Raw genomic sequence first — 24,433 nt, 5'->3', positions numbered from 1 at the left:
AGACATACCGGTATAAGGAAGGGTACGGAAGGACCAGTGAGCCACACCGGACATGACGCCGAACCTGCCAAGCGCACCTTGCGGCGAGAAATCCTCACGGTGAGGAAGACGTTGACCGTGGATGAAGTGCGGGAGGCGGCGCACGCGCTGGCGGAGCACGCCCTGGAGCTGCCCGAGCTGACGCGGGCGCGCACCATCGCCGCGTACGTCTCCGTGGGCACCGAACCGGGAACCCCTCCGCTCCTCGACGCGCTGCGCGCGCGGGGCACGCGCGTGCTGCTGCCCGCGCTGCTGCCCGACAACGACCTGGACTGGGGCGCGTACACCGGGGAGGGTTCCCTCGCGCGCGTGCAGCACGGCGGGAGGATGGCGCTGTTCGAGCCGGCCGGGGAGCGTCTCGGCCCGGACGCCGTGGCGACCGCAGACGTGGTCCTGCTGCCCGGCCTCGCCGTCGACGCGCGCGGGATGCGCCTGGGGCGCGGCGGAGGGTCCTACGACCGCGTCCTGGCCCGCCTGGAGGCCGCGCGGGCGCATCCCGCCCTCGTGGTCCTGCTGTACGACACGGAAGTCGTCGAGCACGTCCCCGAGGAGCCCCACGACCGGCCGGTGCAGGCCGTGGTGACACCTTCGGGGGTACGCCGCTTCACCTGAGGCGCACGGCTTCCGGCACGGCCGACGCGGCTTCGGCCGCGGGCCCGGCTCGGGTACGGCCCGGGTACGGCGAAGGCCCTCCACGCGCGCGTGGAGGGCCTTCGCCGCCGTTGTGGCCTCAGCGGCTCACGGCTTGAGCACCAGCGTGTCGCTCGTGCTCCTGTCGACCGCGTTCGGCGAGAAGGACCACGAGAGCAGCTCGCCCTTGGCCCACTTGTCCGTCTGGTCGGTGTAGTGGGCGCTGAAGGCGTGCCCGGAGGCGCCGGTGAGGTTGATCCACTTGGACTTGTCGAGGTCGTCGAGGTTGACCACCATCCGCATGGACGGCATCCACACCACGCCGTAGCCGCCGGCCGCGTTCCAGCCGGAGGCGTTGACCGCGGCCTCGCCGCCGCTCAGCTTCCAGGGCCCGCGGTTGAGGACGTACCCCAGGACGCCGGGTCCCTCGGTGCCCAGGGTCTGGTTCTTCAGGAACAGGCGGTGCAGCCGGCCCCAGCTCCAGGTGTCGATGTCCTTGCCGAGCTTGGCGGTCAGCTCCCAGCGGGCGTCGATCATGGCGCGCTTGAACAGCTCGTCGCGGTTGTCCGCCTTGGGCCGGGTGCCCGACGCCGGGGTCTTCCACCAGTCGCTGTCCGGGCTCTCGACGAGCCCCCGGACCACCTCGAACCAGCGGTCGCCGCCGTCCGGCTGCGCCTGGTCGGCGTCGCGCTGACCGCACTCGCGGACCTTCTGGTTCTCGTCGGCCGGGCCCGTGTTGCCGGCCGGCTCCACCCACAGGCACTGGCCCTTGACCCGCAGCTCCTTGGGCAGCTTGTTGCCGAAGGCCAGCTTGAGGATGTTGCGCCAGACGGCGTTGAAGTACGCGGCGGCGGCCGAGTCGGCGTCCTGCGTGCGGTCCCAGCCCTCCAGCAGCTTCTGCGCCTCGCGGACGTCCTTGTCGCCGATGTCGATGTTCAGCAGCTTGGGCACCAGCAGGTTGGCGATCGCGCTGCTGTTGTCCAACTGCATCTGGCGCATGTCGTCGGTGGAGATCTTGCCGCCGCCGTCGATCTTCTGCTGGATCAGGTCGGTGATCCGCCGGCTGCGGGTGCCGTAGCCCCAGTCCGTGGTGAGCGTGTACGGGTAGGACTTCGGATCGACGACGGCCTGGTTGGCGGTGACGATGTAGCCGCGCTTGGGGTTGTACTCGTAGGGCAGTTCCTGCGGCTTGATGTAGCCGGTCCAGTCGTAGCCGGAGTCCCAGCCCGGCGACGGGACGGAGCCGTCGTCGTTCTTCGCGCGCGTGGGGATGCGGCCGGGCAGCGTGTAGCCGATGTTGCCCTTGGTGTCGGCGTAGATCAGGTTCTGCGAGGGCACGTCGAACAGCTCCGCGGCCGACCGGAAGGACTTCCAGTCCTTCGCGCTGTTCATGGCGAAGACGGCGTCCATGCTGGTGCCCGGCTCCAGCGCGGTCCACTTCAGGGCGATCGCGTAACCGTCGCCGCGGTCGGGCGCCGCGGTGGTGACCGTCGCCTTCTTGCCGACCGCCATCAGTTCGTCGGAGCGGTCGGACAGCAGGGGCATTCCGTCGCTGGTCTCGCGCACGACGATCGTCTTGGACTTGGCGCCGGCGACCTTGATGGTCTCCTGGCGGGTCCGGAACGGCACCGTCTTGTTGTCGCGCAGGTAGCCGTCGCCGCTGAGCTTCTCCAGGTAGAGGTCGGTGACGTCGACACCGGAGTTGGTCATGCCCCAGGCGATGTCCTGGTTGTGGCCGATGATCACACCGGGCATGCCCGCGAAGGTGTAGCCGGTGACGTCGTACGGGCACGCCTTGGAGAGTTCGCGGCAGTGCAGGCCCATCTGGTACCAGACCGAGGGCAGCGAGGCCGACAGGTGCGGGTCGTTGGCGAGCAGCGGCTTGCCGGTGATCGTGTACCGCCCGGAGACGACCCAGGAGTTGGAGCCGATGCCGTTGCCGTTGACGCCGACGGCCGTCGGGAGGCCGTCCAGGACGTCGTGGAGGCCCATCAGCTGGCTCTGCACATCGGAGGTGCCGCTCGCGTCAGTCGCGGTGCCGGTGCCGCCGCCCGTGCCCGACGAGTCGGCGGAACCGGACGTGCCGGTGCCGGTGCCGATTCCGGTCGAAGTGCCGGTGCCGGTCGAGGTGCCGCCGCTCGTGCCCGTCGTGCCGCCGCTCGCTTCGAACGCCTGAGTGAGCTCGTTGTACTGGCCCTCGCTGACAATCGGCTTGTTCCGGTTGTACGGGTAGTCCGGGTAGAGATCCTTGATCTGCTTCGGGCCGAGGCGGCTGGTCATCAGCGCCCGGTCGATCTCGTCCTGCATGTTGCCGCGCAGGTCCCAGGCCATCGCCTTCAGCCAGGCGACCGAGTCGACCGGAGTCCACTGCCCGGGCTTGTAGTCGTTGGCGAAGCCCAGGGCCGCGTACTCCAGGGAGATGTCCTTGGCTTCCCGCGCCTTGAGGTAGGCGTTGACTCCCTGGGAGTACGCCTGGAGGTACTTCTTGGTGGAGGCCGACAGCGTCTTGTCGTACTCCTGCCGGGCGACCCGGTCCCAGCCCAGAGTGCGCAGGAACTCGTCGTTCTTGATCTGGCCCTTGCCGAACATCTCCGACAGGCGCCCGGACGTCATGTGCCGGCGCACGTCCATCTCGTAGAACCGGTCCTGCGCCTGGACGAAGCCCTGCGCCATGAACAGGTCCTCCGAACTGGAGGCGTAGATCTGCGGAATGCCGTTTCCGTCCCGTTTGACGTCGACGGGTCCCGACAGGCCCTGCAACGTGATGGTGCCCTTGGTCTGCGGGAAGGAGGCGCGCACGGTGCTGACGGACCAGTAGGCGCCGTAGGCGGTGCCTCCGGTGAGAGCCAGGACCAGGACAAGCGCGACCAAGCGGGCTTTTCGCCCCTTCTTCCTGCCGGACTTGGCGGCCTTGTCACCCGTTGAGGCGGTGGAGTTCGGGGGCATCGCTGTCCTTGCTGTCCTAACGCGAGCGGCAGGTCGGGCTGTGACTTCGAATGAACGCTGGAGCAACCATAGGCGCAGGGCCCGGTAGCACTTGACGCGGAGTCGGGTCCAGCGGCGGCGAGACGTCTCCATCTCGTCACGGGACGCGTCAAGAAAGCGTCAAGAGTTAGGTAAGGTAACGAAGTAAACCGGGAACTCGCGGAAGGAACCGCTGCTGACTGTTCACCACCTCAACCAGCTCCTGCTCGCCTGCTCGGTCGTCCTGCTCGTCGCGGTCGCAGCGGTCCGGATCTCCTCGCGCAGCGGGCTCCCCAGCCTGCTCGTCTACCTGGGGATCGGCGTCGTCATGGGCTCGGACGGCCTTGGCCACATCCACTTCACCAACGCCGAACTGACCCAGGTCATCGGCTACGCGGCCCTCGTCGTGATCCTCGCCGAGGGCGGTCTCGGCACGAAGTGGAAAGAGATCAAGCCGGTCCTTCCGGCCGCCGCCACCCTGGCGGTGGTCGGCGTCGCCGTGAGTGTCGGCGTCACAGCGGCCGCCGCCCACTACCTCGCCGGCCTGGGGTGGAGTCAGGCGCTGATCATCGGCGCGGTGGTGTCCTCCACGGACGCGGCGGCCGTCTTCTCGGTGCTGCGCAAGATCCCCCTGCCCGCGCGCGTGACGGGCACGCTGGAGGCCGAGTCCGGCTTCAACGACGCCCCCGTGGTCATCCTGGTCGTCGCCTTCTCCACCGCGGGACCGATCGAGCACTGGTACGTCCTGGTGGGCGAGATAGCCCTGGAGCTGGCCATCGGCGCGGCCATCGGCCTGGCGGTGGGCTGGCTCGGTTCCTGGGGCCTGCGGCACGTCGCGCTGCCCGCCTCCGGCCTCTACCCGATCGCCGTCATGGCGATCGCCGTCACGGCGTACGCCGCCGGCGCGCTGGCCCACGGCAGCGGCTTCCTCGCCGTCTACCTCGCGTCGATGGTGCTCGGCAACGCCAAGCTGCCGCACTGGCCCGCCACCCGCGGCTTCGCCGAAGGGCTCGGCTGGATCGCCCAGATCGGCATGTTCGTCATGCTCGGTCTGCTGGTCACCCCGCACGAGCTGCTCGACGACGTCTGGCCCGCCCTCGTCATCGGCCTGGTGCTGACCATGGTCGCGCGACCGCTGGGCGTGGTGGCCAGCCTGCTGCCCTTCCGGGTGCCGTGGCAGGAACAGGCCCTGATGTCCTGGGCCGGACTGCGCGGCGCCGTGCCCGTCATCCTGGCGACGATCCCCATGGTGAACGGGGTCGACGCCACCCACCGCATCTTCAACATCGTCTTCGTCCTGGTCGTCGTCTACACCCTCGTGCAGGGGCCGACCCTGCCCTGGCTCGCCCGCAAGCTGCGGCTGGGGTCCGGAGAGGAGGCCGCCGACCTCGGCATCGAGTCGGCGCCCCTGGAACGGCTGCGCGGCCACCTGCTGTCCGTCGCCATCCCCGCCGGGTCCCGGATGCACGGCGTCGAGATCAACGAGCTGCGGCTGCCGTCCGGGTCCGCGGTCACCCTGGTGGTCCGCGAGGGCAAGTCGTTCGTACCGCTGCCGACCACCACCCTGCGGCGCGGCGACGAACTCCTCGTCGTCGCCACCGACCCGGTCCGGGAGGCGGCCGAACAGCGCCTGCGCGCGGTCGGCCGGGGCGGCAAGCTGGCCGGATGGCTGGGCGCCGACGGAGCGGGGGCGGGCAGCCGAGGCTGAAGAGGGGTCCCCGCGCCCCTGTACGATGAGGGAGCACCCTGATCGAACCAACTCTGCCTGACGCAGAGCTGGCGCGACCGTATGGCGGCCGGGTAGTCCCCCGCAGTGGGCGCCGGTATCTACCGCAGTCCGCGCAAGAGGACAGCTCTCGGCGCGCCCGCACGCCCGGGCCCGCGCTACCAGGCGGCAGAAAGGCACGGGCCGTGGGATCCACGGTCACCAGCTCCGAACCGGCGCCGGCCGCGACGGCATCCTCCCGCCCTGGATACGGGCAACTACTGCGCACCCGCGGCGCCTGGACGTTCCTGCTCCCCGGTTTCGCCGCGCGCCAGCCGTTCGCGATGCTCACCATCTCCATCGTGCTGCTGGTGCAGCGCACCACCGGCTCCTACGGCGCGGCCGGCGCCACCGCGGCCGTCACCGGCGTCTCCATGGCGCTGTTCGCGCCCTACAGCGGACGCCTCGCCGACCGCTACGGACAGCGCGCGGTACTCGTCCCCGGCGTTCTGGCGCACACCCTCGCGGGGCTGACGCTGACCGCGCTCGCCCTGGCGCACGCCCCCCTGTGGGCGCTGTTCGCGGCGGCCGTGCCGACCGGCGCCTCCGTGCCGCAGGTCGGCCCGATGGTGCGCGCCCGCTGGGGCGTCATGCTCAAGGACTCGCCGCTGATGACCACCGCGGCCGCCTTCGAGTCCGTCACCGACGAGCTGACGTTCGTCGTCGGCCCCCTCCTGGCGACCGCCCTGTGCACCACCGTCACCCCGGCCGCCGGACTGGTGACGGAGGCCGCGCTGACCCTGGTCGGCGGTCTGCTGTTCGCCGCGCAGAAGCGCACCCAGCCGCCCGTCACCGGCGGTGGGCACGCGCGCGTGGAGCAGACCCCCGCCCTGCGCGTCCCCGGCGTGCGGGTGCTGATCGCGACCTTCCTCGGCATCGGCTCGGTCTTCGGCGGCATGCAGGTCTCGCTGGCCGCGTTCACCGAGTCGATCGGCGAGCCCGGCCTCAACGGCGTGCTGTACGGAACCTTCGCCGCGGGCAACATGATCTCCGGCGTCGTCTGCGGCGCGATCGCCTGGAAGACCGCCCCGCAGCACCGTCTCCTCGTCGGCTACACCGCCCTGGCGCTGGCCGCGTCCGCACTGTGGACCGCGCACTCGGTGCCGCTCCTGGCGGCACTCGGCCTCCTGGTCGGCATGTGCATCGCACCCGCCCTGATCACCGGCTACACCCTGGTGGAGAGCCTGGTCCCGGCCGGCGCCCGCACCGAGGCGTTCACCTGGCTCACGGGCGCGGTCGCGCTCGGCCAGGCGGCGGCGGTCACCGTCGCCGGGCAGCTGGAGGACCGCCTGTGGGGCGGCGCCGGCTTCCTGGTGCCGATGACCGGCACGGTGCTCGCCCTTCTCGCCCTGGTCGCCCTCAGGTCGCGGCTCGCGACCCGGTCGCAGGGCCGCACGGTCGCACGTGGCGTCGGTCACCGCGCTCACGTCACAGTGGACTGATCCTCGGGAATACGTCACTATGGACCGTCGTTAGCACTCATCGAGTGAGAGTGCCAGGAGGAAGACAGTGCCCACCTATCAGTACCAGTGCACCGAGTGCGACGAGGGCCTCGAGGCGGTGCAGAAGTTCACCGACGACGCGCTCACCGAGTGCCCCGGTTGCGGTGGCCGCCTGAAGAAGGTGTTCTCCGCGGTCGGCATTGTCTTCAAGGGATCCGGCTTCTACCGCAACGACAGCCGCGGCTCCTCGTCGAGCAGCAGCGCGGCGTCGTCGTCGAAGTCGTCGAGCCCGTCTTCCTCGGGTTCCTCGTCCTCCTCGTCGGGGTCGTCCTCCGGCTCGTCCTCCTCGTCGGGGTCGTCCGGGTCGTCCTCGTCGTCCACGAGCTCGGCCGGCAGCTCCGCCGCCTGACGTCTTCCTTCCGGGACCCCGCCGTCGTGGGACGGTGGGGTCCTCGGCGTGTGCGCGGACGCCAGTGCCGCGGCAGGCAGCGTTTACCCGTCAAGGAGCGGCGTCCCGTGCGTGCTCCGTGAGTCCCCCCTGCTCGAAGAGCTCGGGGGAGCGTGCCGGGCGTCGCGACGGGGCGAACGTTGCCTGCCGGGGCACTAGTGTGCTGGTCATGGCGAACGCAGAGATCGGTGTCATCGGCGGTTCCGGCTTCTACTCGTTCCTCGACGACGTGACCGAGGTCCGGGTGGACACGCCGTACGGGGCACCCAGCGACTCCCTCTTCCTCGGTGAGGTCGCCGGCCGGCGGGTCGCCTTCCTGCCCCGGCACGGCCGGGGCCACCACCTCCCGCCGCACCGCATCAACTACCGGGCCAACCTGTGGGCGCTGCGCTCCGTGGGCGTGCGCCAGGTGCTCGGGCCCTGCGCGGTGGGCGGGCTGCGCCCCGAGTACGGGCCGGGCACGCTGCTCGTGCCCGACCAGTTCGTCGACCGTACGAAGTCCCGGGCGCAGACCTACTTCGACGGGCTGCCGCGGCCCGACGGCACGGTGCCGAACGTCGTGCACGTCTCGGTGGCCGACCCGTACTGCCCGGTGGGCCGGACGGCCACACTGAAGGCGGCGCGCGGGCGGGACTGGGACGCGGTGGACGGCGGCACCCTCGTCGTGGTGGAGGGGCCCCGCTTCTCGACCCGGGCCGAGTCGTTGTGGCACCAGGCGCAGGGCTGGTCGGTGGTGGGCATGACCGGCCATCCCGAGGCGGCGCTCGCCCGTGAACTGGAGCTCTGCTACACCTCGATGACGCTGGTCACCGACCTGGACGCGGGCGCGGAGACCGGCGAGGGCGTCTCGCACGAGGAGGTGCTGCGGGTGTTCGCGGCCAACGTGGAACGGCTGCGGGGCGTTCTGTTCGACGCGGTGGCCGCGCTGCCCACGACCGAGCAGCGGGACTGCCTGTGCGCCGGCGCGCTGGGCGGGATGGACCCGGGGTTCGCGCTGCCGTAACGGGTGGAATTGCTCCTTCGGGTGAGGGAGTTGTCCACAACCGGCGGGTAGCACACGGGCTCCGGCGGGCGGCGGCGCGATGCCTCATCGTGGGCGTGGCAAGCCGAAATCCCCGTCGCTGGTGGTGGTCCGCATGTCCCTGCCGTCTCCGTCTTCTCCGTCCTCTCCGTCTCCGTCCTCTCCGTCTCCGTCCTGGCCGGTGCCGTCTTCTCCGGTGCCCTCTTCTCCGGTGCCGCCCTCTCCCTTGCCCTCCCCGTACCTGCCGTCCTCTCCGCTGCCCTCCCCTTTGCCGGGCCCCTCTGCTTCACCGGCGCCGCTCACGCGGTCCTCTCCGTACGCGACCGGCACGGAAGCCCCGGCCACGTGTGAGGTGCCGCACTTCGCGCCGGTGCGTGTGCGCGGCGGGCGGTACGGGCTGTGCCGGCTCGTACGGCACCGGGGGCGCGCGGTGGCGGCCGGGCTGGCCGTGACCGCGGCCGCGGTCGTGGCGGCGGGCCCGCGGGATGCTCCGGACCCGCCTCGCGGCGGACCGGCCCGTGGACAGCCGGCTCCGGCCGACGGAGCCGGTCGGGCCGCCGGGCGCCGCGGCACGGACGAGGTGCGCACGGTGATCGCACCCGTGCGCATCGCGGACGCGGCCACGGTCCGGCTGCTGCGCCCGGGCGACCGGGTCGACGTGATCGCCGCGGAGGATCCGGCGACGGGCGGGCAGGCCCGGGTGGTCGCACACGGGGCCCGGGTGGCCAAGGTCCCGGAGCCCGTGGACGACGGGGCCGGGGGCGGGGCGCTGGTCGCGCTGTCGGTACCGCGCTCCACCGCGGCGGGGCTGGCCGGGGCGAGCGCGACGGCCAGGCTGGCGGTGACCCTGTGGTGAGCCGTAGGTTGCGGAGCTGTTCGTTCCGCACGTCGAAGTTGCATGTCCAAGGAGGAGCCCCAGGTGAGCGACAAGAAGGACCCGAGTGTCTGGCAGGGCTTCAAAGCCTTCCTGATGCGCGGGAACGTCGTCGATCTGGCAGTAGCGGTGGTCGTCGGCGCCGCCTTCACCAACATCGTCAACGCGGTGGTGAAGGGGGTGATCAGTCCGGTCATCGGAGCGATCGGCACCAAGAACCTCGACCATTACGACTCGTGCCTGAGCGCCACCTGCAAGGGCGATCAGGGCATCCAGATCATGTGGGGTTCGGTCCTCGGCGCCGCTCTCCAGTTCCTGATCACCGCCGCGGTGGTCTACTTCCTGATGCTCCTGCCCATGGCGAAGTTCCTGGCCCGCCAGGAGGCGCGGAAGAAGGCCAGGGAGGGCACGGAGGAGGTCATGGAGGTGACCGAGCTGGAGGTGCTCAAGGAGATACGCGACGAGCTGGTCGCCCGGCGCCGCTCCGGATACGGCGAGCGGTAGCGTCCGCGGCCCGGCGGCCCGCGCGCCTCAGAGGTGGTGGGGAGGCTTCTCGTCCAGGAAACGCTTGAGGTCGCCGGCGGCGTCGCCTTCCGTGCGCTCGCCCCACCCGCGGTCGGTGTCGTCCGTGGACTGCTGGTTCAGCGGGTCGTCGAAGATCAGCGCGGTCTTCGGGTCACGCGGTTCGGGGGCGGGCTCGGGGGCGGTACTCATGCCTCAAGGGTACGGTCCGCGGCAGGCGGCGTGACGTTGCACGCCGTTCCTCCGAAGAGGCTCGTGACTGCGTCTCGCCCGGGAGACTGGCTCCCATGACAGTGGACGCTCTGACGGACGTCGAAGGCGTGCGGGTGGGACATGCGACGCGCACGGGCGGCGGTTGGCTCACCGGCACGACGGTCGTGCTCGCGCCGGAGGGCGGCGCCGTCGCCGCCGTGGAGGTGCGCGGTGGCGGCCCGGGAACCAAGGAGACCGACGCCCTCGATCCGCGCAACCTGGTGCGGACGGTGGAGGCGGTCGTCCTGACCGGCGGCAGCGCCTACGGGCTGGACGCCGCCTCGGGGGTGATGGCCTGGCTGGAGGAGCGGGGCCGCGGGGTCAGGGTCGGCCCGGAACCTTCGCACGTCGTACCGGTCGTACCCGCCGCCTGCGTGTTCGACCTGGGCCGCGGCGGTGACTTCCGGGCCCGGCCGGACGCGGCCACCGGGCGCGCCGCGGTCGAGGCCGCGGCGGCGAGCGAGGTCGGCGGGCGCGTGCCGGAGGGGTGCGTGGGCGCCGGGACCGGAGCGGCCGTGGGACCGCTCAAGGGAGGAGTCGGCACGGCGAGCACGGTGCTCGACTCGGGCATCACGGTGGCCGCGCTGGCGGTGGCCAACGCGGTGGGGTCGGCGGTCGATCCGCAAACGGGGGTGCTGTACGGGGAGTTGTTCCAGGGACCGGTGGACCATCCCGAAGCGCGGGTGCACGAGGCCGCGCGGCGGCGCCTCGCCGAGGCCGCCGCGAGGAACGCGCCTCCCCCGCTGAACACCACCCTGGCGGTGGTCGCCACCGACGCGGACCTGACCAAGGCGCAGGCGCAGAAGCTGGCCGGCACGGCGCACGACGGCATCGCACGCGCCGTACGTCCGGTGCACCTGCTCAACGACGGCGACACGGTGTTCGCGCTGGCCACCGGGGCGCGTCCGCTCGACCCCGGCTCCCCGCTCGCCCTGAACGAGATCCTCGCGGCGGGCGCGGACCAGGTGACCCGCGCGATCGTCCGCGCGGTACGGACGGCCGAGGCGGTGGCCGGACCGGGCGGGGACTGGCCGGCCTACGAGGAGCTGTACGGCGCCCGTTGACCTCCGGCACCGCCCTCTGGTCGGCCCCTGCCTCACAACGCCCTTTTGACCTGCGGATTTTGACGGAACAACGCCTCACACGGGAACTTCTCGCGCCGGCCGGCCGTTTTCCCCGTGGACGTTTTCTCGGTTCGCGGACATGATGCTCGACCGAGGGGCTACGGTATGCACCCACAAGGTGACATGCAGCAACGCCGGGAGAAACCTTGAGCGTTCCGTACGAGACGACTGCGTACGAGCCACGCGAGTCGCCCGGGTCTCCGGAGGAGCACCTCGCGCGACTGCTCGGCCGCGCCCTGAACTCCTTCGAGTTACCCGACGAGACCATACGGCGTCTCGACTGCGCCCTGGCCTACGACGGTTCGCTGCACTCGGCGCACCACAGCGCCGGACTGCACCGGGAGACCTACCGGCACACCTGGCTGCTCGCCGACGGCTCGGCGCTCACCCTCTGGGAGCTGGTGCACAACACCGCGCCGGGCAGCGAGGTGCAGCACGAGGTGTACGACGACGAGGAGGAGTTGAGCACCGCCACGGCACGGCTGCCGCTCCCGCCGGACGCGCCGGAGTTCGAGCTGCCGGTACTGGTCCAGCTCTCGCCGCCGCCGCAGGCACGGCACGCGTACGCGTCCGACGACTCCGCCGACCACGCACGCCGTCTGCTGCGGCGCGCGGAGAACGCCGACCGGCCGGGCGCGGATGTCGCGTCGCTGCTGGCGGCGGCGTCCGGTCACCGGATCACCCAGGCCTTCGGCCGCCCCTGCCGCGCGGGCCGCGCCGGGCTGTGCTTCTCGCTCTACGAGCACGCGTTCCTGCTGGACGACGGCGTGGAGATCTCACTGTGGGAGGTCGAGCACACGGCGACCCCGGACGGTCGCCACATGTGCGAGGTGTACGTGACGGAGGACGCGGCCCGCGGCGCGATGGAACGGCGCGCGGCTCAGATGTCCTAGACCTCGTCGGCCCGTGCCGACGGGTACGGCGTGGAAGCGACCGCCGCCCGCTCTGCCGAGGTGAGCCTCAACGACCGTTGCCGAGCCGGCGTACCAGGCCCGCGAAGGCGTCCTTCTCCTCCGGGGTCAGTTCCACGAACTCCCGGCCGGGTCCTGCCCCTCGCTGGAGCGGGAGGCCCGACAGCCTCGGGGCGGAATGCTGTCGAGCGGTCTCGAGGCGGATGTCGCGCCGGATGCGGGCGAGGCCGATCAGGCAGGCGACGGTCAGTGCGGCGGGGACGGCCACACCTATCCACATCAGGGTCGAGACATGCTGAGGCATGTGCTCAGTAGACACCACGGTCCGGGACTTTGGTCCCGGACCGTGATGTATCTCGCAGGTGCCGTGAACAACTCACAGTGCGCCAAAGGGACAAGGGCGCAGGAGGGAGATGCTCAGGCCGCCACCGGCTGCTTCCGGTCGGCGGGCTCGGTCGGTGCGCCCTCGCCTGCCTCGGCGGCCGCCGCGCCCACCGGCTTGCGCAGGGTCTTCAGGGCGACCACCAGGGCGGTGGTCACGCACACGCCCGCCGCGATGGCGATCAGGTAGAGGAACGGGTTGCCGATCAGCGGGACCACGAAGATGCCGCCGTGCGGAGCGCGGAGCGTGGCGCCGAAGACCATCGACAGGGCGCCGGTGAGCGCACCGCCGACCATCGACGACGGGATGACGCGCAGCGGGTCGGCCGCAGCGAACGGGATGGCGCCCTCGGAGATGAAGGAGGCGCCCAGGACCCAGGCGGCCTTGCCGTTCTCCCGCTCGGTGTGGGTGAACAGCTTGCCGCGCACGGTCGTGGCCAGGGCCATCGCCAGCGGCGGGACCATGCCGGCCGCCATCACCGCGGCCATGATCTTCATCGCGGAGTCGCTGGGGTCGGAGACCGCGATACCGGCGGTGGCGAAGGTGTAGGCGACCTTGTTGACCGGACCGCCGAGGTCGAAGCACATCATCAGGCCGAGCAGCGCGCCGAGCAGGACGGCGTTGGTGCCGGTCAGTCCGTTCAGCCAGTCGGTCATGCCCTTCTGCGCGGTGGCGATGGGCTTTCCGATGACCACGAACATCAGGAACCCGACGACCGCCGAGGAGATCAGCGGAATCACCACCACCGGCATGATGCCGCGCAGCGCCGCCGGAATGCGCACCTTCTGGATCGCCATCACCACACCACCGGCGATCAGACCGGCCGCCAGACCGCCGAGGAATCCGGCGTTGATGGTGAGCGCGATCGAGCCGCCGACGAAACCGGGGACGAGTCCGGGGCGGTCCGCCATGCCGTAGGCGATGTAGCCGGCCAGCACCGGGACGAGGAAGGCGAAGGCCACACCGCCGATCTGGAACAGCAGGGCGGCCCAGCTGTCGGCCTGGGTCCAGACGAAGTGGTCCATCACCGACGGCGCCTTGTTGATCTCGTAGCCGCCGATCGCGAACCCGAGGGCGATCAGCAGACCACCCGCGGCGACGAAGGGAACCATGTAACTGACGCCGGACATGAGCCACTTGCGCAGCTTCGTGCCGTAGCCCTCGCCCGCTTCGCCTGCCCGCTCGACCGGCGTGCCGCCCGGCGCGGGCGCCGCGCTCACCTCACCGCGGGCGGCCTTGCCGCGGACCTCGGTGATCAGTTCGCCGGGCCGGTTGATGCCCGCCTTCACGCCGACGTCGACGACCGGCTTCCCGGCGAAGCGGTCCTTGTCGCGTACGGGGACGTCGTGGGCGAAGATCACGCCGTCCGCCGCCGCGATCACCGCCGGGTCGAGCCGGGTGAAGCCCGCCGAACCCTGGGTCTCCACGACGACCTCGACGCCCGCCTCACGGCCGGCGTTCTCCAGTGACTCGGCCGCCATGTAGGTGTGCGCGATACCGGTGGGGCAGGAGGTGACGGCGACGATCCGGAACGGACGCTCACCCTCGCCGCTCGCGTCCTTGGCGCTCACGTCGGTGGCACTCACGCCCTTGGCGCTCACGTCCGTGGCGCTCGCGCCCGGCGCCGGTGCCGTGCTACCCGCCACGGCGCCGGAGGAGGCCGCCCCCGGCGTCGCGGCGGTGTCTTCGGGAGCGTCCTGCGCCTCGGCGGAGACGCCTTCGGTGGTCGCGGCGGTGCCCTCGGTCCCCTCAGTGTCCGTGGCGGTGCCCTCGGCTCCTGCCGTGGCCTCGCCCGGAGTCTCGTCCCCGCGGATGAGCGCGGCAGCGGCCGCCGCGTTGTCCACCGAACGCAGCGCGGAGGTGAACTCGTTGTTCATCAGCTGCCGGGCCAGCGACGACAGGATCTTCAGGTGGGCGTCGTCGGCGCCGGACGGGGCCGCGATCAGGAAGATCAGGTCGGCGGGGCCGTCCGCCGCGCCGAAGTCGATCCCGGCCGCGCTGCGCCCGAAGGCGAGCGTCGGCTCGACGACGTGCTCGCTGCGGCAGTGCGGGATGCCGATGCCGCCGTCGAGGCCGGTCGGCATCTGCGCCTCGCGGGCGGCCACATCGGCGAGGAAGCCCTCCAGATCGGTCACCCGGCCCAGGGAGACCATCCGTTCGGCGAGGGAGCGCGCCGCCGCTTGCTTGGTGTCGGCGGACAGGTCGAGGTCGACCAGGTCCGCGGTGATCATGTCGCTCATCGCGGGCTCCTTAGCGCGCGTATCGCCCGGTCAGTGGGATGGGCGGGGGTGGGGACGGGGGCAGTACGGGGAGAGTCGGAAGCGGTGCGGGGAGGGTCGGAAGCGGTACGGGGAGGGTCGGAAGCGGTACGGGGAGGGTCGGAAGCGGTGCGGGCCGGCGGAGGCGTCGTACGGCACCGGGTGCGGGGCGTGCGGGGGGTCATGTCACCGGCTCCTTCAGCGCGCGGTCCACCGGCACGTCCGCCGTGACCGTCACCGCCGCCGGATCCAGGTCGGCGGGTGTCGGCATCAGGCTGCCCGGCAGCTGGACGGCAGCCGCGCCGTGCGCGACGGCGAGGGCCAGGGCCTCCGGGCCGGTGCCGCCGGCGATCAGGAAGCCGGCGAGGGAGGAGTCGCCGGCGCCGACGTTGCTGCGGACGGCGTCCACGCGCGCGCTGCCGAACCAGGCGCCCGCCCCGTCCACGAGCAGCTGCCCGTCGGCGCCCAGGCTCGCGAGCACGGTGCGCGCGCCGAGCCCGCGCAGCTCCTCGGCCGCCTTCACAGCGTCGCCGACCGTCGTCAGGGAGCGCCCGACGGCCTCGGCGAGCTCCGCGGCGTTGGGCTTGACCACGTCGGGGCCCTCGCGCAGCGCCGCCAGCAGCGCGGGCCCGGAGGTGTCCAGCGCGATGCGCACACCGGCCGCGTGCGCCCGCGCGACCAGGTCGGCGTACCAGGACGGAGCGAGTCCGCGCGGCAGACTGCCGCAGCACGCGATCCAGTCCGCGCCGCGCGACTGCCGCCGCACGGTCTCCAGCAGCGACTCCTGCTCCTCGGCGGAGAGTTCCGGACCCGGTGCGTTGATCTTCGTCAGGACGCCGTCGGCCTCCGCGAGCGCGATGTTCGAGCGGGTGGCCCCGGCGACCGGCACCGGTGCGACGTCGATGCCCTGCGCGTCGAGCAGGTCCGCGACGAGAGCGCCCGGGGCGCCGCCCAGCGGCAGGACGGCGACCGTGCACCGGCCGGCGGCCGCGACGGCGCGCGAGACGTTCACGCCCTTGCCGCCCGGGTCCATGCGCTCGCCGGTGGCCCGGACGACCTGGCCGCGTTCGAGCGCGGGGACCTCGTAGGTGCGGTCCAGGGAGGGGTTGGGGGTGACGGTGACGATCATGCGCGTACTACTTCCGTGCCGCCGCGCTCGATGGCGGCCGCGTCCTCGGGACTCAATCCGCTGTCGGTGATCAGCAGGTCCACGTCGTTCAGGCCGCCGAAGCGGGCGAAGTGCTCCTGGCCGTGCTTGGCGGAGTCGGCGAGCAGCACCACACGGCGGGCGGCGGCGATCGCCGCGCGCTTCACCGCGGCCTCGGCGAGGTCGGGGGTGGTCAGACCGTGTTCGGCGGAGAAGCCGTTGGCGGCGACGAACAGCACGTCGGCGCGGATCTCGCCGTAGGCCCGCAGCGCCCAGGCGTCCACGGCGGCGCGGGTGCGGTTGCGCACCCGCCCTCCCACGAGGTGGAGCTGGAGACCGGGGTGGTCCGCGAGGCGGGCCGCGATCGGCAGGGAGTGCGTGACGACGGTGAGCGAGGCCTCCAGGGGCAGGGCGGCGGCCACACGGGCCACCGTCGTACCGGCGTCGAGGATCAGCGTGCCCTCGGCCGGCAGTTCGGCCAGGGCCGCCTTGGCGATGCGGTCCTTCTCGTCGGCGGCGGTGGACTCGCGCTCGGTGAGGTCGGGCTCGAAGTCGAGACGGCCGGCCGGGATGGCGCCGCCGTGCACCCTGCGCAGCAGGCCCGCGCGGTCGAGGGCCTTCAGGTCGCGGCGGATCGTCTCCGCCGTCACCTGGAACTCCTCGGCGAGCGACACGACGTCCACGCGGCCTCCGTCCCGGGCGAGCCGGAGGATCTCCTGCTGCCGCTCCGGTGCGTACATGTCCGCTCGCCTCCGACTGATGCCCGAACTTGTGGTTTCTCCCGGAGGCTACGCCTGAATGTCCAGGAAGTAAACAGGTTCGGGCATCAGACCGGGCATGAACGGACTTCCGGTGGTGTCCGGGTACGCCGATGGGCCCGGCACCGCTCGGGTGCCGGGCCCCATCGGCCCTCTTTCGCGCAGGTCAGCCCACCAGCTCGCCCGACCGCTGCGCCACCACGGCCGGCTCCCCGGCCTCCTCCGCCCCGGCCCCCTCGGCGTCCTCCGCCTGCCGGCCCGGTCGCTTGGGCAGGGCCGACATCAGGACGAAGATGACGCCCAGCACCGCCGCCACCCACACCAGCGCGTGCTGGAAGGCGTTGACGAAGGCCGGGCCCACCTCGGCCGGGGCCAGGCGGTCGCCGATGACCCCGAAGAACACCACCGACACCAGCCCGAGTCCGAGCGCGTTGCCCATCTGCTGCACGGTGTTGATCAGCCCGGACGCCGAACCCGCGTGCTCACGCGGGACCTCCGAGAGCACCGCGTCGGTCAGCGGCGCCACGATCAGGCCCATGCCCAGGCCCATCACGACCAGCGGGAGCGCCATCTGCCAGGGGGCGATGTGCAGGCCGTACCGCTCGGACTCCCAGATGTAGAGCAGGACACCGGCCGCCATCACCAGCGCACCGGCCTGGAGCACCTTGCGGCCGAAGCGCGGGACCAGCTTCTGCACCGACATCCCGGCGGCGGTGGACACAGCGATCGAGAACGGTACGCCCGTCAGGCCCGCCCGCAGCGGGCTCCAGCCCAGGCCGACCTGCATGTACAGCGTCCAGACCAGGAAGAACACGCCCAGCGCGACACCGAAGACGGTCTGCACCGCGATGCCCGCGGCGAAGCTCTTCACCCGGAACAGCGACAGTTCGACGAGCGGCGAGCCGTCCCGCGCCGCCTTGCTCCGCTCGTACGCCACCAGCGCCGCGAAGACCACCAGCGCGCCCGCCATCGAGACGTACCCCCACACCGGCCAGCCCAGCTCACGGCCCCGGGTCAGCGGGTAGAGCAGCATCAGCAGACCCAGGGTGACCAGGGCGACCCCGACGAGGTCCAGCTTCAGGGCCCGAGGGGCCTTGGACTCGCTGATGAAACGGTTGCCGAGGACGAGGGCCAGGACGCCGACGGGCAGGTTGATCAGAAAGATCGGCCGCCATTCCAGCCCGAACAGGTTCCACTCGGTGAGCAGCGCGCCGAGCAGCGGGCCGGAGACCGCGCCCAGGCCGACGATCGCGCCGAACAGGCCGAAGACCTTGCCGCGTTCGTGCGCCGGGAAGGTGGCGTGCACGATCGAGAGCACCTGCGGGACCATCATCGCGGCCATGGCGCCTTGCAGGAGACGGGCGGCGACCAGCATGTCGGGGTTCGCGGCGAAGCCGCACAGCGCGGAGGCGAGGGTGAAGCCGCCGATGCCGAGGAGGAACAGCCGCTTGCGGCCGTGGATGTCGCCGAGCCGGCCGCCGGTGATCAGGCCGGCCGCGAAGGCGAGGGCGTACCCGGCGGTGATCCACTGGATCTGGCTGAAGGACGCGCCGGCATCCTGCTGGATGGACGGAATCGCGATGTTGACGATCGTGACGTCCACGAGGTCCATGAAGGCCGCGGTCATCACGATCGCCAGCGCGAACCAGCGACGGCGGTCGGCGGTCGGGGCCGGGGCCGGGACCGGGACCGGGCTGTCGGCAAGGGTTTCGGTGGAGGACATGACGCCAAACTAGGCAGGCATTAGGTCAGACCATGTCCTACTTCTGCGGCATTCTCGGATTCATGACGACGGACACTCCGGCCCGGCTCCTCCAGTTGCTCTCCCTCCTCCAAACGCCCCGGGAGTGGCCCGGCGGTGAACTCGCCGGCCGGCTCGGGGTGTCCCGGCGCACGGTCCGACGGGACATCGACCGGCTGCGTGAGCTCGGCTATCCGGTGCAGGCGACCAAGGGAGCGGACGGCGGCTACCGGCTGGTCGCGGGGAAGGCCATGCCGCCCCTCGTACTCGACGACGAGGAGGCGGTGGCGATCGCGGTCGGGCTGCGCGCGGGGGCCGGGCATGCGATCGAGGGCGTCGACGAGGCGTCGGTGCGGGCGCTGGCGAAGCTGGAACAGGTGCTGCCGACCCGGCTGCGGCATCGCGTCTCCACGCTTCAGGCCGCGACGACTCCGCTGACCAGCGGCGACGGGGCGAGCGTCGCGACGGAGACGCTGACGGTCATGGCCTCCGCGGTGGCGGGGTACGAGCGGCTGCGGTTCGCCTACCGGGCCGGCGACGGGGCCGTGACGCGGCGGCTGACGGAGCCGTACCGGCTGGTGTCGACCGGTCGGCGCTGGTACCTCGTGGCGTACGACCTGGACCGCGCGGACTGGCGGACGTTCCGCGTCGACCGGGTGAGCGAGCCCTTCGCCACCGGTGCGCGGTTCGCTCCGCGGGAGCTGCCGACCGGGAGCGCGGCCGAGTACCTCCGACAGTCGATGTACCGCAGGCAGGAGACCTACACGTTCACGGCGACCTTCACCGACCCGGCCGAGGTGGTCGCGGCGCGGCTGCCCGCGTGGCTCGGCGCACCGGAGCCGCTCGACACGGGCGGCTGCCGGCTGCGGGCCACGGTCGGCGACCGGGTGGAGTGGCTCGCGGTGCGGCTGGCGATGCTGGGTTGCGAGTTCACGGTGGAGGAGCCCGACGAACTCGTGCAGTGCGTACGGCAGTTGGGGGCGCGACTCACGCGGGCCGGCCGGGGCGGCGGTCACTCTCCGGCTCGTGCCCCGGGCGACTGAAGGGGAGCCGGGCTCCGGCGCCCCGGGGGGAGAGGCGCCGGAGCCCGGCTCTGGGAAAGTCCCGGCGCCGGGGGGAGTGCGTCGGGACTTGGCTCTGGACTTCAGTGCGTTCCGCCGAAGCGGCCTGGAGCCGGTCCGTTCCGGAACCCGTCCGGCGGTCGAACTCCTGGGCTCTGAAGGGTTGTTCCCGTGCCCCCGCCGCTTGAAGCGGCGGTACACGGCCATGTTTGCGCGGCCTTTCGCCACCGGGCGTACGCGGTCGCCCGGCGCACCGGCAGCCTCACGCGCCCGGTCTGCCCGGTCTCACCACGCCCCGGCCGGGGCGGACGTCCTCCGAGGCGGGCATCCGTGCTCGCCCCTGGACGTTCCCCTGGCCGGATCCCGTTCGGAACGGCCTCACGCCGCCGCGTCGAACCCGGTGTCGCGGGCCAGCTTCTTCAGCTCCAGCAGCGCGTGCTTCTCGATCTGGCGGATGCGTTCACGCGTCAGGCCGTGCTCCTTGCCGACCTCGGTGAGCGTACGCTCGCGGCCGTCCTCTATGCCGTACCGCATCTTGATGATCGAGGCCGTGCGCTGGTCGAGGCGGCCGATGAGGTCGTCGAGCCCCTCGCTGCGCAGCAGCGTCATGACCGACTGCTCGGGCGACACCGCGGAGGTGTCCTCCAGGAGGTCACCGAACTGGGTCTCGCCCTCGTCGTCCACCGACATGTTCAGCGAGACCGGGTCACGGGCCCAGTCGAGGACGTCCGAGACGCGCCCGGGCGTCGAGCCGAGCTCCTCGGCGATCTCCGCGGGCTCCGGGTCGCGGCCGTGCTCCCGGTTGAACTCGCGCTGGACGCGGCGGATGCGGCCCAGTTCCTCCACGAGGTGGACGGGCAGCCGGATGGTGCGCGACTGGTCCGCTATCGAGCGCGTGATCGCCTGGCGGATCCACCAGGTGGCGTACGTCGAGAACTTGAAGCCCTTGCGGTAGTCGAACTTCTCCACCGCGCGCACCAGGCCGGCGTTGCCCTCCTGGATCAGGTCCAGCAGGGGCAGGCCACTGCGCGGGTAACGCCGGGCGACTGCCACGACCAGCCGCAGGTTGGAGCGGATGAAGACGTCCTTCGCCCGCTCCCCCTGGGCGACCAGGGCCCGGAGCTCCTCGTCGGTGGCGTCCGTCTTCGTCTCCTCGTGCCGGTCGAGGATCTGCCGCGCGAACACACCCGCTTCGATGATCTGGGACAGCTCGACCTCCTTGGCGGCGTCGAGCAGCGGTGTACGCGCGATCTCGTCGAGATACATGCCGACCAGGTCGCGATCGGCGATCTCGCCGCCATGGGCGCGAACACTGCTTGCCGCGTCGGCCGTCTCGCCGGTGGCGGACTGACGACGGGCGACGGCACGGGTTGCCATGCGTGCTCCCTTGCGATGGTGGGTCAGCGGGCGGTCCTTCAGATGCTCGGCACCTGCTTCGGAACTCTCCTCGGGTGCCCGGCATCCGATGGAAACAACGACTGGAATCCGGACAGAATTCCCAACCCGCCCACCAATTTTCTGATCATGCAGTACCCTGTTTCGCCGCAGCCGCCGAACGTCGCCGCCGACGGTTACGGAACCGCAGGTCAGAGCGGCACCCGAGGGTCTCCCGGGCCCTTCACGGACCCCGCCGGTCACCCCACGGGTGAGACTCCGCTCACACCAATGGCGCCACCTCGGGAAGAGCGTCCCCTTCGACCCCTTCGACCGCCTTCCACCCTGATGGACGAATCGCTCCGGCGGAAGGCTGCCGCAAACCCGGACTCTCGGGAAAATCCAAGACTCTCCACACCCTCGTCTTACGCAGCGGGGGCGCACATGTCTCAGCCGAACTGCACCGACCGCTTGGCCAGGCCCATCCAGAAGCCGTCGATCACGGACTTCTGCGTGCCCAGCTCACCGCTCGCCTCCGCCGCGCCCATGGTCACGAACAGCGGGGCGAAGTGCTCGGTGCGCGGGTGGGCGTACCGGCCGGCCGGGGCCTTGTCGAGGAAGTCCAGCAGGGCGTCCCAGTCGCGGGTCTCCAGGGCGCGCCTGCCCCAGTCGTCGAACTCCGCGGACCAGCTCGGCACCCCGCCTCCGGTGTGCCGCAGGGCGGCCAGGTTGTGGGTGAAGAAGCCGGAGCCGACGATCAGCACCCCCTCGTCGCGCAGGGGCGCCAACTTGCGGCCGACGTCCATGAGCCTGACCGGGTCGAGGGTCGGCATGGAGACCTGGAGCACGGGGATGTCGGCCTCGGGGAACATCTCGACGAGCGGGACGTAGGCGCCGTGGTCGAGGCCGCGGTCCGGGACGTCCTGCACGGGCGTTCCGGGCGCGCGCAGCAACTTCCGGACGCTCTCGGCGAGTTCGGGCGCGCCGGGGGCGCCGTACCGCACCCGGTAGTAGTGCTCGGGGAAGCCCCAGAAGTCGTAGACCAGCGGGACCGTCTCGATGGCACCGAGGGCGAGCGGGGCCTCCTCCCAGTGCGCGGAGACGACGAGGATCGCCTTGGGGCGGGGCAGCTCGGCGGACCAGGCGGCGAGCTGGCCGGGCCAGACCGGGTCGTCCGCGAGCGGCGGGGCACCGTGGCTGAGGTAGAGGGCGGGCATGCGCTCCCGGGCGGCGGCGGACATGGTGGCGACTCCCTGCGACTGGATGCTTGAAAGCTAAAGCTCTGCCCTCACATTACGCCCGGTTTGTTTAACCTTCAAGGAGTAGCTCGTAGAGTGGATGTATGAATACGGCACCCGCTTCCGTCCCCGAGCCCGCCGAGGCCGATGCCCACCGCTGGCTCACCGCCGAGGAGCAGCGCGTCTGGCGTTCCTACCTGCACGCCACCACCCTGCTCGAGGACCACCTCGACCGCCAGCTCCAGCGCGACGCGGGCATGCCGCACATCTACTACGGCCTCCTCGTCAAGCTCGGCGAGGCCCCGCAGCGCCGGCTGCGGATGACCGAGCTGGCCATGGACGCCAAGATCACCCGCTCCCGCCTCTCCCACGCGATCGCCCGCCTGGAGAAGAACGGCTGGGTACGCCGCGAGGACTGCCCCTCCGACAAGCGAGGCCAGTTCGCGGTCCTGACCGACCAGGGCCTCGAGGTGCTGCGCCGCACCGCGCCGGGCCATGTGACCGCCGTACGCCAGGCGCTGTTCGACCGTCTCAGCCCGGAACAGCAGAAGTCCCTCGGCGAGATCATGCAGATCGTCGCCGAGGGACTCCAGCCGAACGAAGCGGGTGCGGATCTGCCCTGGCTCCGCTGAGGTATGTACGGCCCGGGGGCTGAAGTACGTACCGCCCGGGACTGAGGTACGTACCGCCCGGGGGCTGAAGTACGTACCGTCCGGTGGGCGCCTCAACGGGGCCTGAGCGGGCGCCTCAGTGGGTGGTTCAGTGGGTGGTTCCGTGGGCGATCAGTAGGCGATGACCGGCACCGCCACCTCGTCCTCGGCGCCCGCGCCGGAACCGGACCCGGTCACCTTGGTACCGCCCGGACGCCCCGCGTCGACGAGGGTCAGGGCGATCACGGCGGCCACGACCAGGATGCCGACGGCGAACCAGATGGCGCTGGTGTAGCCGTTCACCATGGCCTGCAACTGCACCAGCTGCTGCTGGGGCCTGGTGGCGGCACCCGCGATGTGGTCCTGGATGTACGAGGTCGTGGCCGAGGCCGCGATCGTGTTCAGCAGGGCCGTACCGATGGCGCCACCCACCTGCTGCGAGGTGTTGACCATCGCGGAGGCGACGCCCGCGTCCCGCGGCTGGACACCCTGCGTGGCCAGGGACATCGCCGGCATGAACGCCGTACCCATGCCGAGGCCGAGCAGCAGCATCGCGGGCAGCAGCAGGGCGGCGTAGGAGGAGTCGATCTCCAGCTGGGTCAGCAGCAGCATGCCGGTGGCGGCGACCAGGAAGCCGGGGCCCATCAGCAGCCGCGGTGCCACGCGGGTCATCAGGCGGGCGCCGATCTGGGTGGAGCCGGTGATCATGCCCGCGACCATCGGGAGGAAGGCGAAGCCGGTCCGCACCGGCGTGTACCCCCGCACGACCTGGAGGTAGTACGTGAGGAAGAGGAACAGGCCGAACATCCCGATGACTGCGAGGCCCAGCGACAGGTAGATCCCGCCGCGGTTGCGGTCAGTGACCACGCGCAGCGGCAGCAGCGGGGCCTTCACCCGCGACTCGACCAGCGCGAAGGTCACCAGCAGAACGGCGGACGCGACGAACATCGAGACGGTCAGGGTGTCGCTCCAGCCCTCGGACTCGGCGCGGGTGAAGCCGTACACCAGGGCGACCAGGCCGAGGGTGGACAGCACCACGCCCGGGACGTCGAGCGGGGAGCGGTTGCGCCCGCCGGCCGGCTCACGGATGACGAAGTAGGCGCCGGCCGCGGCGACGACGGCGAACGGGATGTTCACGAAGAACGTCCAGCGCCAGTCCAGGTACTCGGTGAGGAATCCGCCCAGGATCAGGCCGACGGCGCCACCGCCACCGGCGATCGCCCCGTAGATGCCGAATGCCTTGGCGCGCTCCTTGGCGTCGGTGAACGTCACCGCGAGCAGGGAGAGCGCTGCGGGCGCGAGCAGTGCGCCGAAGACACCCTGCAGTGCGCGGGCGCCGAACATCATCGCGCCGGTCGTGGCCGCGCCACCGAGTGCGGAGGCCACCGCGAAGCCGGTCAGACCGGTCACGAAGGCGCGCTTGCGGCCCCACAGGTCGGCGATCCGGCCGCCGAAGAGCAGCAGTCCGCCGAAGGCGAGGGCATAGGCCGTGACGACCCACTGCCGGTTGCCGTCGGAGATGCCCAGGTCCTGCTGGGCGGAGGGGAGGGCGATGTTCACGATGGTCGCGTCCAGCACGACCATCAGCTGGGCGAGCGCGATGAAGACGAGCGCTTTCCAGCGGCCCGGGTCGCCGGACGCGTCCGGGGCGCCGGGAGCCTTTGCGGCTGTTTCAGACATGGGGGTACCCACTTCGGAGCTTCGTGACGGAAAAGGACGAGAAAGGACGAGAAAGAACGGGAAAAGCCGAGAAAGGGCGGGAGGAGGCGAGGAAAGACGGAAAAAGTGGTGTCGGAAGATCGCAGCCGACCATCACGGCCGGCCCGGGGCTC

21 protein-coding genes are annotated in these 24,433 nt (G+C 71.5%); 11 read left to right on the top strand and 10 right to left on the bottom strand.

Annotated elements, in window-relative coordinates; translation table 11 throughout:
* Positions 1-36: 36 nt before the first annotated feature.
* Positions 37-651 carry a 5-formyltetrahydrofolate cyclo-ligase gene (locus tag ACIQMV_RS29635; protein ID WP_253266147.1) on the top strand — a complete coding sequence of 205 codons (615 nt, stop codon included), beginning with the start codon at positions 37-39 and terminating at the stop codon, positions 649-651.
* A gap of 126 nt (positions 652-777) precedes the next feature.
* Here the strand turns inward: ACIQMV_RS29635 and ACIQMV_RS29630 are convergent, their stop codons facing one another.
* Positions 778-3,615: a penicillin acylase family protein gene (locus ACIQMV_RS29630; RefSeq protein WP_402596363.1), complete on the bottom strand. Its 2,838-nt coding sequence runs from the start codon at positions 3,613-3,615 to the stop codon at positions 778-780.
* Positions 3,616-3,829: 214 nt separating this feature from the next.
* On the opposite strand from ACIQMV_RS29630, the gene ACIQMV_RS29625 reads away from it, so the two are divergent.
* From ACIQMV_RS29625 to mscL, 6 genes are all read left to right on the top strand, one after another.
* Positions 3,830-5,341 (top strand): potassium/proton antiporter, encoded by a 1,512-nt coding sequence (locus tag ACIQMV_RS29625; protein WP_141360331.1) that lies wholly within the window; start codon positions 3,830-3,832, stop codon positions 5,339-5,341.
* 203 nt (positions 5,342-5,544) lie between these two features.
* On the top strand, positions 5,545-6,840 hold the full coding sequence (locus ACIQMV_RS29620) for an MFS transporter (protein ID WP_402596362.1): 1,296 nt from the start codon (positions 5,545-5,547) through the stop codon (positions 6,838-6,840).
* Positions 6,841-6,907: 67 nt separating this feature from the next.
* A complete protein-coding gene (locus ACIQMV_RS29615; RefSeq protein ID WP_402596361.1) occupies positions 6,908-7,249 on the top strand; it encodes an FmdB family zinc ribbon protein in 342 nt (113 codons plus the stop codon).
* 208 nt (positions 7,250-7,457) lie between these two features.
* Positions 7,458-8,291, top strand: coding sequence for an S-methyl-5'-thioadenosine phosphorylase (locus tag ACIQMV_RS29610; protein WP_141360328.1), 834 nt, complete (start codon positions 7,458-7,460; stop codon positions 8,289-8,291).
* Between the two features lie 274 nt (positions 8,292-8,565).
* Positions 8,566-9,165 carry a hypothetical protein gene (locus tag ACIQMV_RS29605; protein ID WP_402596434.1) on the top strand — a complete coding sequence of 200 codons (600 nt, stop codon included), beginning with the start codon at positions 8,566-8,568 and terminating at the stop codon, positions 9,163-9,165.
* A gap of 63 nt (positions 9,166-9,228) precedes the next feature.
* Positions 9,229-9,687, top strand: a complete 459-nt coding sequence (mscL, locus tag ACIQMV_RS29600; protein ID WP_402596360.1) for a large conductance mechanosensitive channel protein MscL — start codon at positions 9,229-9,231, stop codon at positions 9,685-9,687.
* A 27-nt stretch (positions 9,688-9,714) separates the two neighbouring features.
* Here the strand turns inward: mscL and ACIQMV_RS29595 are convergent, their stop codons facing one another.
* Complete coding sequence (locus ACIQMV_RS29595; RefSeq protein ID WP_141360326.1) at positions 9,715-9,897, bottom strand: hypothetical protein; 183 nt, start codon at positions 9,895-9,897, stop codon at positions 9,715-9,717.
* 95 nt (positions 9,898-9,992) lie between these two features.
* Here ACIQMV_RS29595 and ACIQMV_RS29590 point away from each other — a divergent pair, with 95 nt between their 5' ends.
* Both ACIQMV_RS29590 and ACIQMV_RS29585 read left to right on the top strand, forming a co-directional pair.
* Complete coding sequence (locus ACIQMV_RS29590; protein ID WP_402596359.1) at positions 9,993-11,021, top strand: P1 family peptidase; 1,029 nt, start codon at positions 9,993-9,995, stop codon at positions 11,019-11,021.
* 206 nt (positions 11,022-11,227) lie between these two features.
* The gene (locus ACIQMV_RS29585) at positions 11,228-11,974 is read left to right on the top strand and encodes a DUF6227 family protein (RefSeq protein ID WP_141360324.1); all 747 of its coding nucleotides are present in this window, start codon (positions 11,228-11,230) and stop codon (positions 11,972-11,974) included.
* Positions 11,975-12,041: 67 nt separating this feature from the next.
* Here the strand turns inward: ACIQMV_RS29585 and ACIQMV_RS29580 are convergent, their stop codons facing one another.
* The 5 genes from ACIQMV_RS29580 to ACIQMV_RS29560 all read right to left on the bottom strand — a co-directional run bounded on the left by ACIQMV_RS29580 (position 12,042) and on the right by ACIQMV_RS29560 (position 18,260).
* On the bottom strand, positions 12,042-12,296 hold the full coding sequence (locus ACIQMV_RS29580) for a hypothetical protein (RefSeq protein ID WP_402596358.1): 255 nt from the start codon (positions 12,294-12,296) through the stop codon (positions 12,042-12,044).
* 113 nt (positions 12,297-12,409) lie between these two features.
* Positions 12,410-14,614, bottom strand: coding sequence for a fructose-specific PTS transporter subunit EIIC (locus tag ACIQMV_RS29575; protein ID WP_402596357.1), 2,205 nt, complete (start codon positions 14,612-14,614; stop codon positions 12,410-12,412).
* 199 nt (positions 14,615-14,813) lie between these two features.
* Entirely contained in the window at positions 14,814-15,761 is a 948-nt protein-coding gene (gene pfkB / locus ACIQMV_RS29570) for a 1-phosphofructokinase (RefSeq protein WP_402596356.1), read from the bottom strand.
* Positions 15,758-16,519: a DeoR/GlpR family DNA-binding transcription regulator gene (locus ACIQMV_RS29565; protein ID WP_141360320.1), complete on the bottom strand. Its 762-nt coding sequence runs from the start codon at positions 16,517-16,519 to the stop codon at positions 15,758-15,760. Before ACIQMV_RS29565 ends, pfkB begins: the two co-directional genes overlap by 4 nt.
* Positions 16,520-16,703: 184 nt before the next feature.
* On the bottom strand, positions 16,704-18,260 hold the full coding sequence (locus ACIQMV_RS29560; RefSeq protein WP_402596355.1) for an MFS transporter: 1,557 nt from the start codon (positions 18,258-18,260) through the stop codon (positions 16,704-16,706).
* Between the two features lie 62 nt (positions 18,261-18,322).
* Between ACIQMV_RS29560 and ACIQMV_RS29555 the strand changes: the two genes are divergently transcribed.
* Positions 18,323-19,321 (top strand): helix-turn-helix transcriptional regulator, encoded by a 999-nt coding sequence (locus ACIQMV_RS29555; protein WP_402596354.1) that lies wholly within the window; start codon positions 18,323-18,325, stop codon positions 19,319-19,321.
* A 396-nt stretch (positions 19,322-19,717) separates the two neighbouring features.
* On the opposite strand, the gene ACIQMV_RS29550 is transcribed toward ACIQMV_RS29555, so the two are convergent.
* Together ACIQMV_RS29550 and ACIQMV_RS29545 are read right to left on the bottom strand one after the other, a co-directional pair.
* Positions 19,718-20,716 carry an RNA polymerase sigma factor RpoD/SigA gene (locus tag ACIQMV_RS29550; protein WP_402596353.1) on the bottom strand — a complete coding sequence of 333 codons (999 nt, stop codon included), beginning with the start codon at positions 20,714-20,716 and terminating at the stop codon, positions 19,718-19,720.
* Between the two features lie 446 nt (positions 20,717-21,162).
* On the bottom strand, positions 21,163-21,954 hold the full coding sequence (locus tag ACIQMV_RS29545) for a dioxygenase (protein WP_402596352.1): 792 nt from the start codon (positions 21,952-21,954) through the stop codon (positions 21,163-21,165).
* Between the two features lie 101 nt (positions 21,955-22,055).
* Here ACIQMV_RS29545 and ACIQMV_RS29540 point away from each other — a divergent pair, with 101 nt between their 5' ends.
* Positions 22,056-22,583, top strand: coding sequence for a MarR family winged helix-turn-helix transcriptional regulator (locus tag ACIQMV_RS29540; RefSeq protein ID WP_141360315.1), 528 nt, complete (start codon positions 22,056-22,058; stop codon positions 22,581-22,583).
* Between the two features lie 150 nt (positions 22,584-22,733).
* On the opposite strand, the gene ACIQMV_RS29535 is transcribed toward ACIQMV_RS29540, so the two are convergent.
* Positions 22,734-24,281 (bottom strand): MFS transporter, encoded by a 1,548-nt coding sequence (locus ACIQMV_RS29535; RefSeq protein ID WP_402596351.1) that lies wholly within the window; start codon positions 24,279-24,281, stop codon positions 22,734-22,736.
* Between the last annotated feature and the right edge of the window lie 152 nt (positions 24,282-24,433).

Source organism: Streptomyces sp. NPDC091412 (assembly GCF_044756885.1).
Classification (GTDB): domain Bacteria; phylum Actinomycetota; class Actinomycetes; order Streptomycetales; family Streptomycetaceae; genus Streptomyces.
The sequence above is the reverse complement of the archived record's forward strand: the minus strand, read 5'-3'. Positions and strand labels throughout refer to the sequence as shown.

What these genes read in the sequence shown, in the direction of transcription:
- ACIQMV_RS29550 (WP_402596353.1), bottom strand. Translation starts at nt 20,716, where the DNA reads ATGGCAACCCGTGCCGTCGCCCGTCGTCAGTCCGCCACCGGCGAGACG.
- ACIQMV_RS29565 (WP_141360320.1), bottom strand. Translation starts at nt 16,519, where the DNA reads ATGTACGCACCGGAGCGGCAGCAGGAGATCCTCCGGCTCGCCCGGGAC.
- pfkB (WP_402596356.1), bottom strand. Translation starts at nt 15,761, where the DNA reads ATGATCGTCACCGTCACCCCCAACCCCTCCCTGGACCGCACCTACGAG.
- ACIQMV_RS29630 (WP_402596363.1), bottom strand. Translation starts at nt 3,615, where the DNA reads ATGCCCCCGAACTCCACCGCCTCAACGGGTGACAAGGCCGCCAAGTCC.
- ACIQMV_RS29545 (WP_402596352.1), bottom strand. Translation starts at nt 21,954, where the DNA reads ATGTCCGCCGCCGCCCGGGAGCGCATGCCCGCCCTCTACCTCAGCCAC.
- ACIQMV_RS29555 (WP_402596354.1), top strand. Translation starts at nt 18,323, where the DNA reads ATGACGACGGACACTCCGGCCCGGCTCCTCCAGTTGCTCTCCCTCCTC.
- ACIQMV_RS29540 (WP_141360315.1), top strand. Translation starts at nt 22,056, where the DNA reads ATGAATACGGCACCCGCTTCCGTCCCCGAGCCCGCCGAGGCCGATGCC.
- ACIQMV_RS29610 (WP_141360328.1), top strand. Translation starts at nt 7,458, where the DNA reads ATGGCGAACGCAGAGATCGGTGTCATCGGCGGTTCCGGCTTCTACTCG.
- ACIQMV_RS29580 (WP_402596358.1), bottom strand. Translation starts at nt 12,296, where the DNA reads ATGCCTCAGCATGTCTCGACCCTGATGTGGATAGGTGTGGCCGTCCCC.
- ACIQMV_RS29595 (WP_141360326.1), bottom strand. Translation starts at nt 9,897, where the DNA reads ATGAGTACCGCCCCCGAGCCCGCCCCCGAACCGCGTGACCCGAAGACC.
- ACIQMV_RS29535 (WP_402596351.1), bottom strand. Translation starts at nt 24,281, where the DNA reads ATGTCTGAAACAGCCGCAAAGGCTCCCGGCGCCCCGGACGCGTCCGGC.
- ACIQMV_RS29590 (WP_402596359.1), top strand. Translation starts at nt 9,993, where the DNA reads ATGACAGTGGACGCTCTGACGGACGTCGAAGGCGTGCGGGTGGGACAT.
- ACIQMV_RS29575 (WP_402596357.1), bottom strand. Translation starts at nt 14,614, where the DNA reads ATGAGCGACATGATCACCGCGGACCTGGTCGACCTCGACCTGTCCGCC.
- ACIQMV_RS29560 (WP_402596355.1), bottom strand. Translation starts at nt 18,260, where the DNA reads ATGTCCTCCACCGAAACCCTTGCCGACAGCCCGGTCCCGGTCCCGGCC.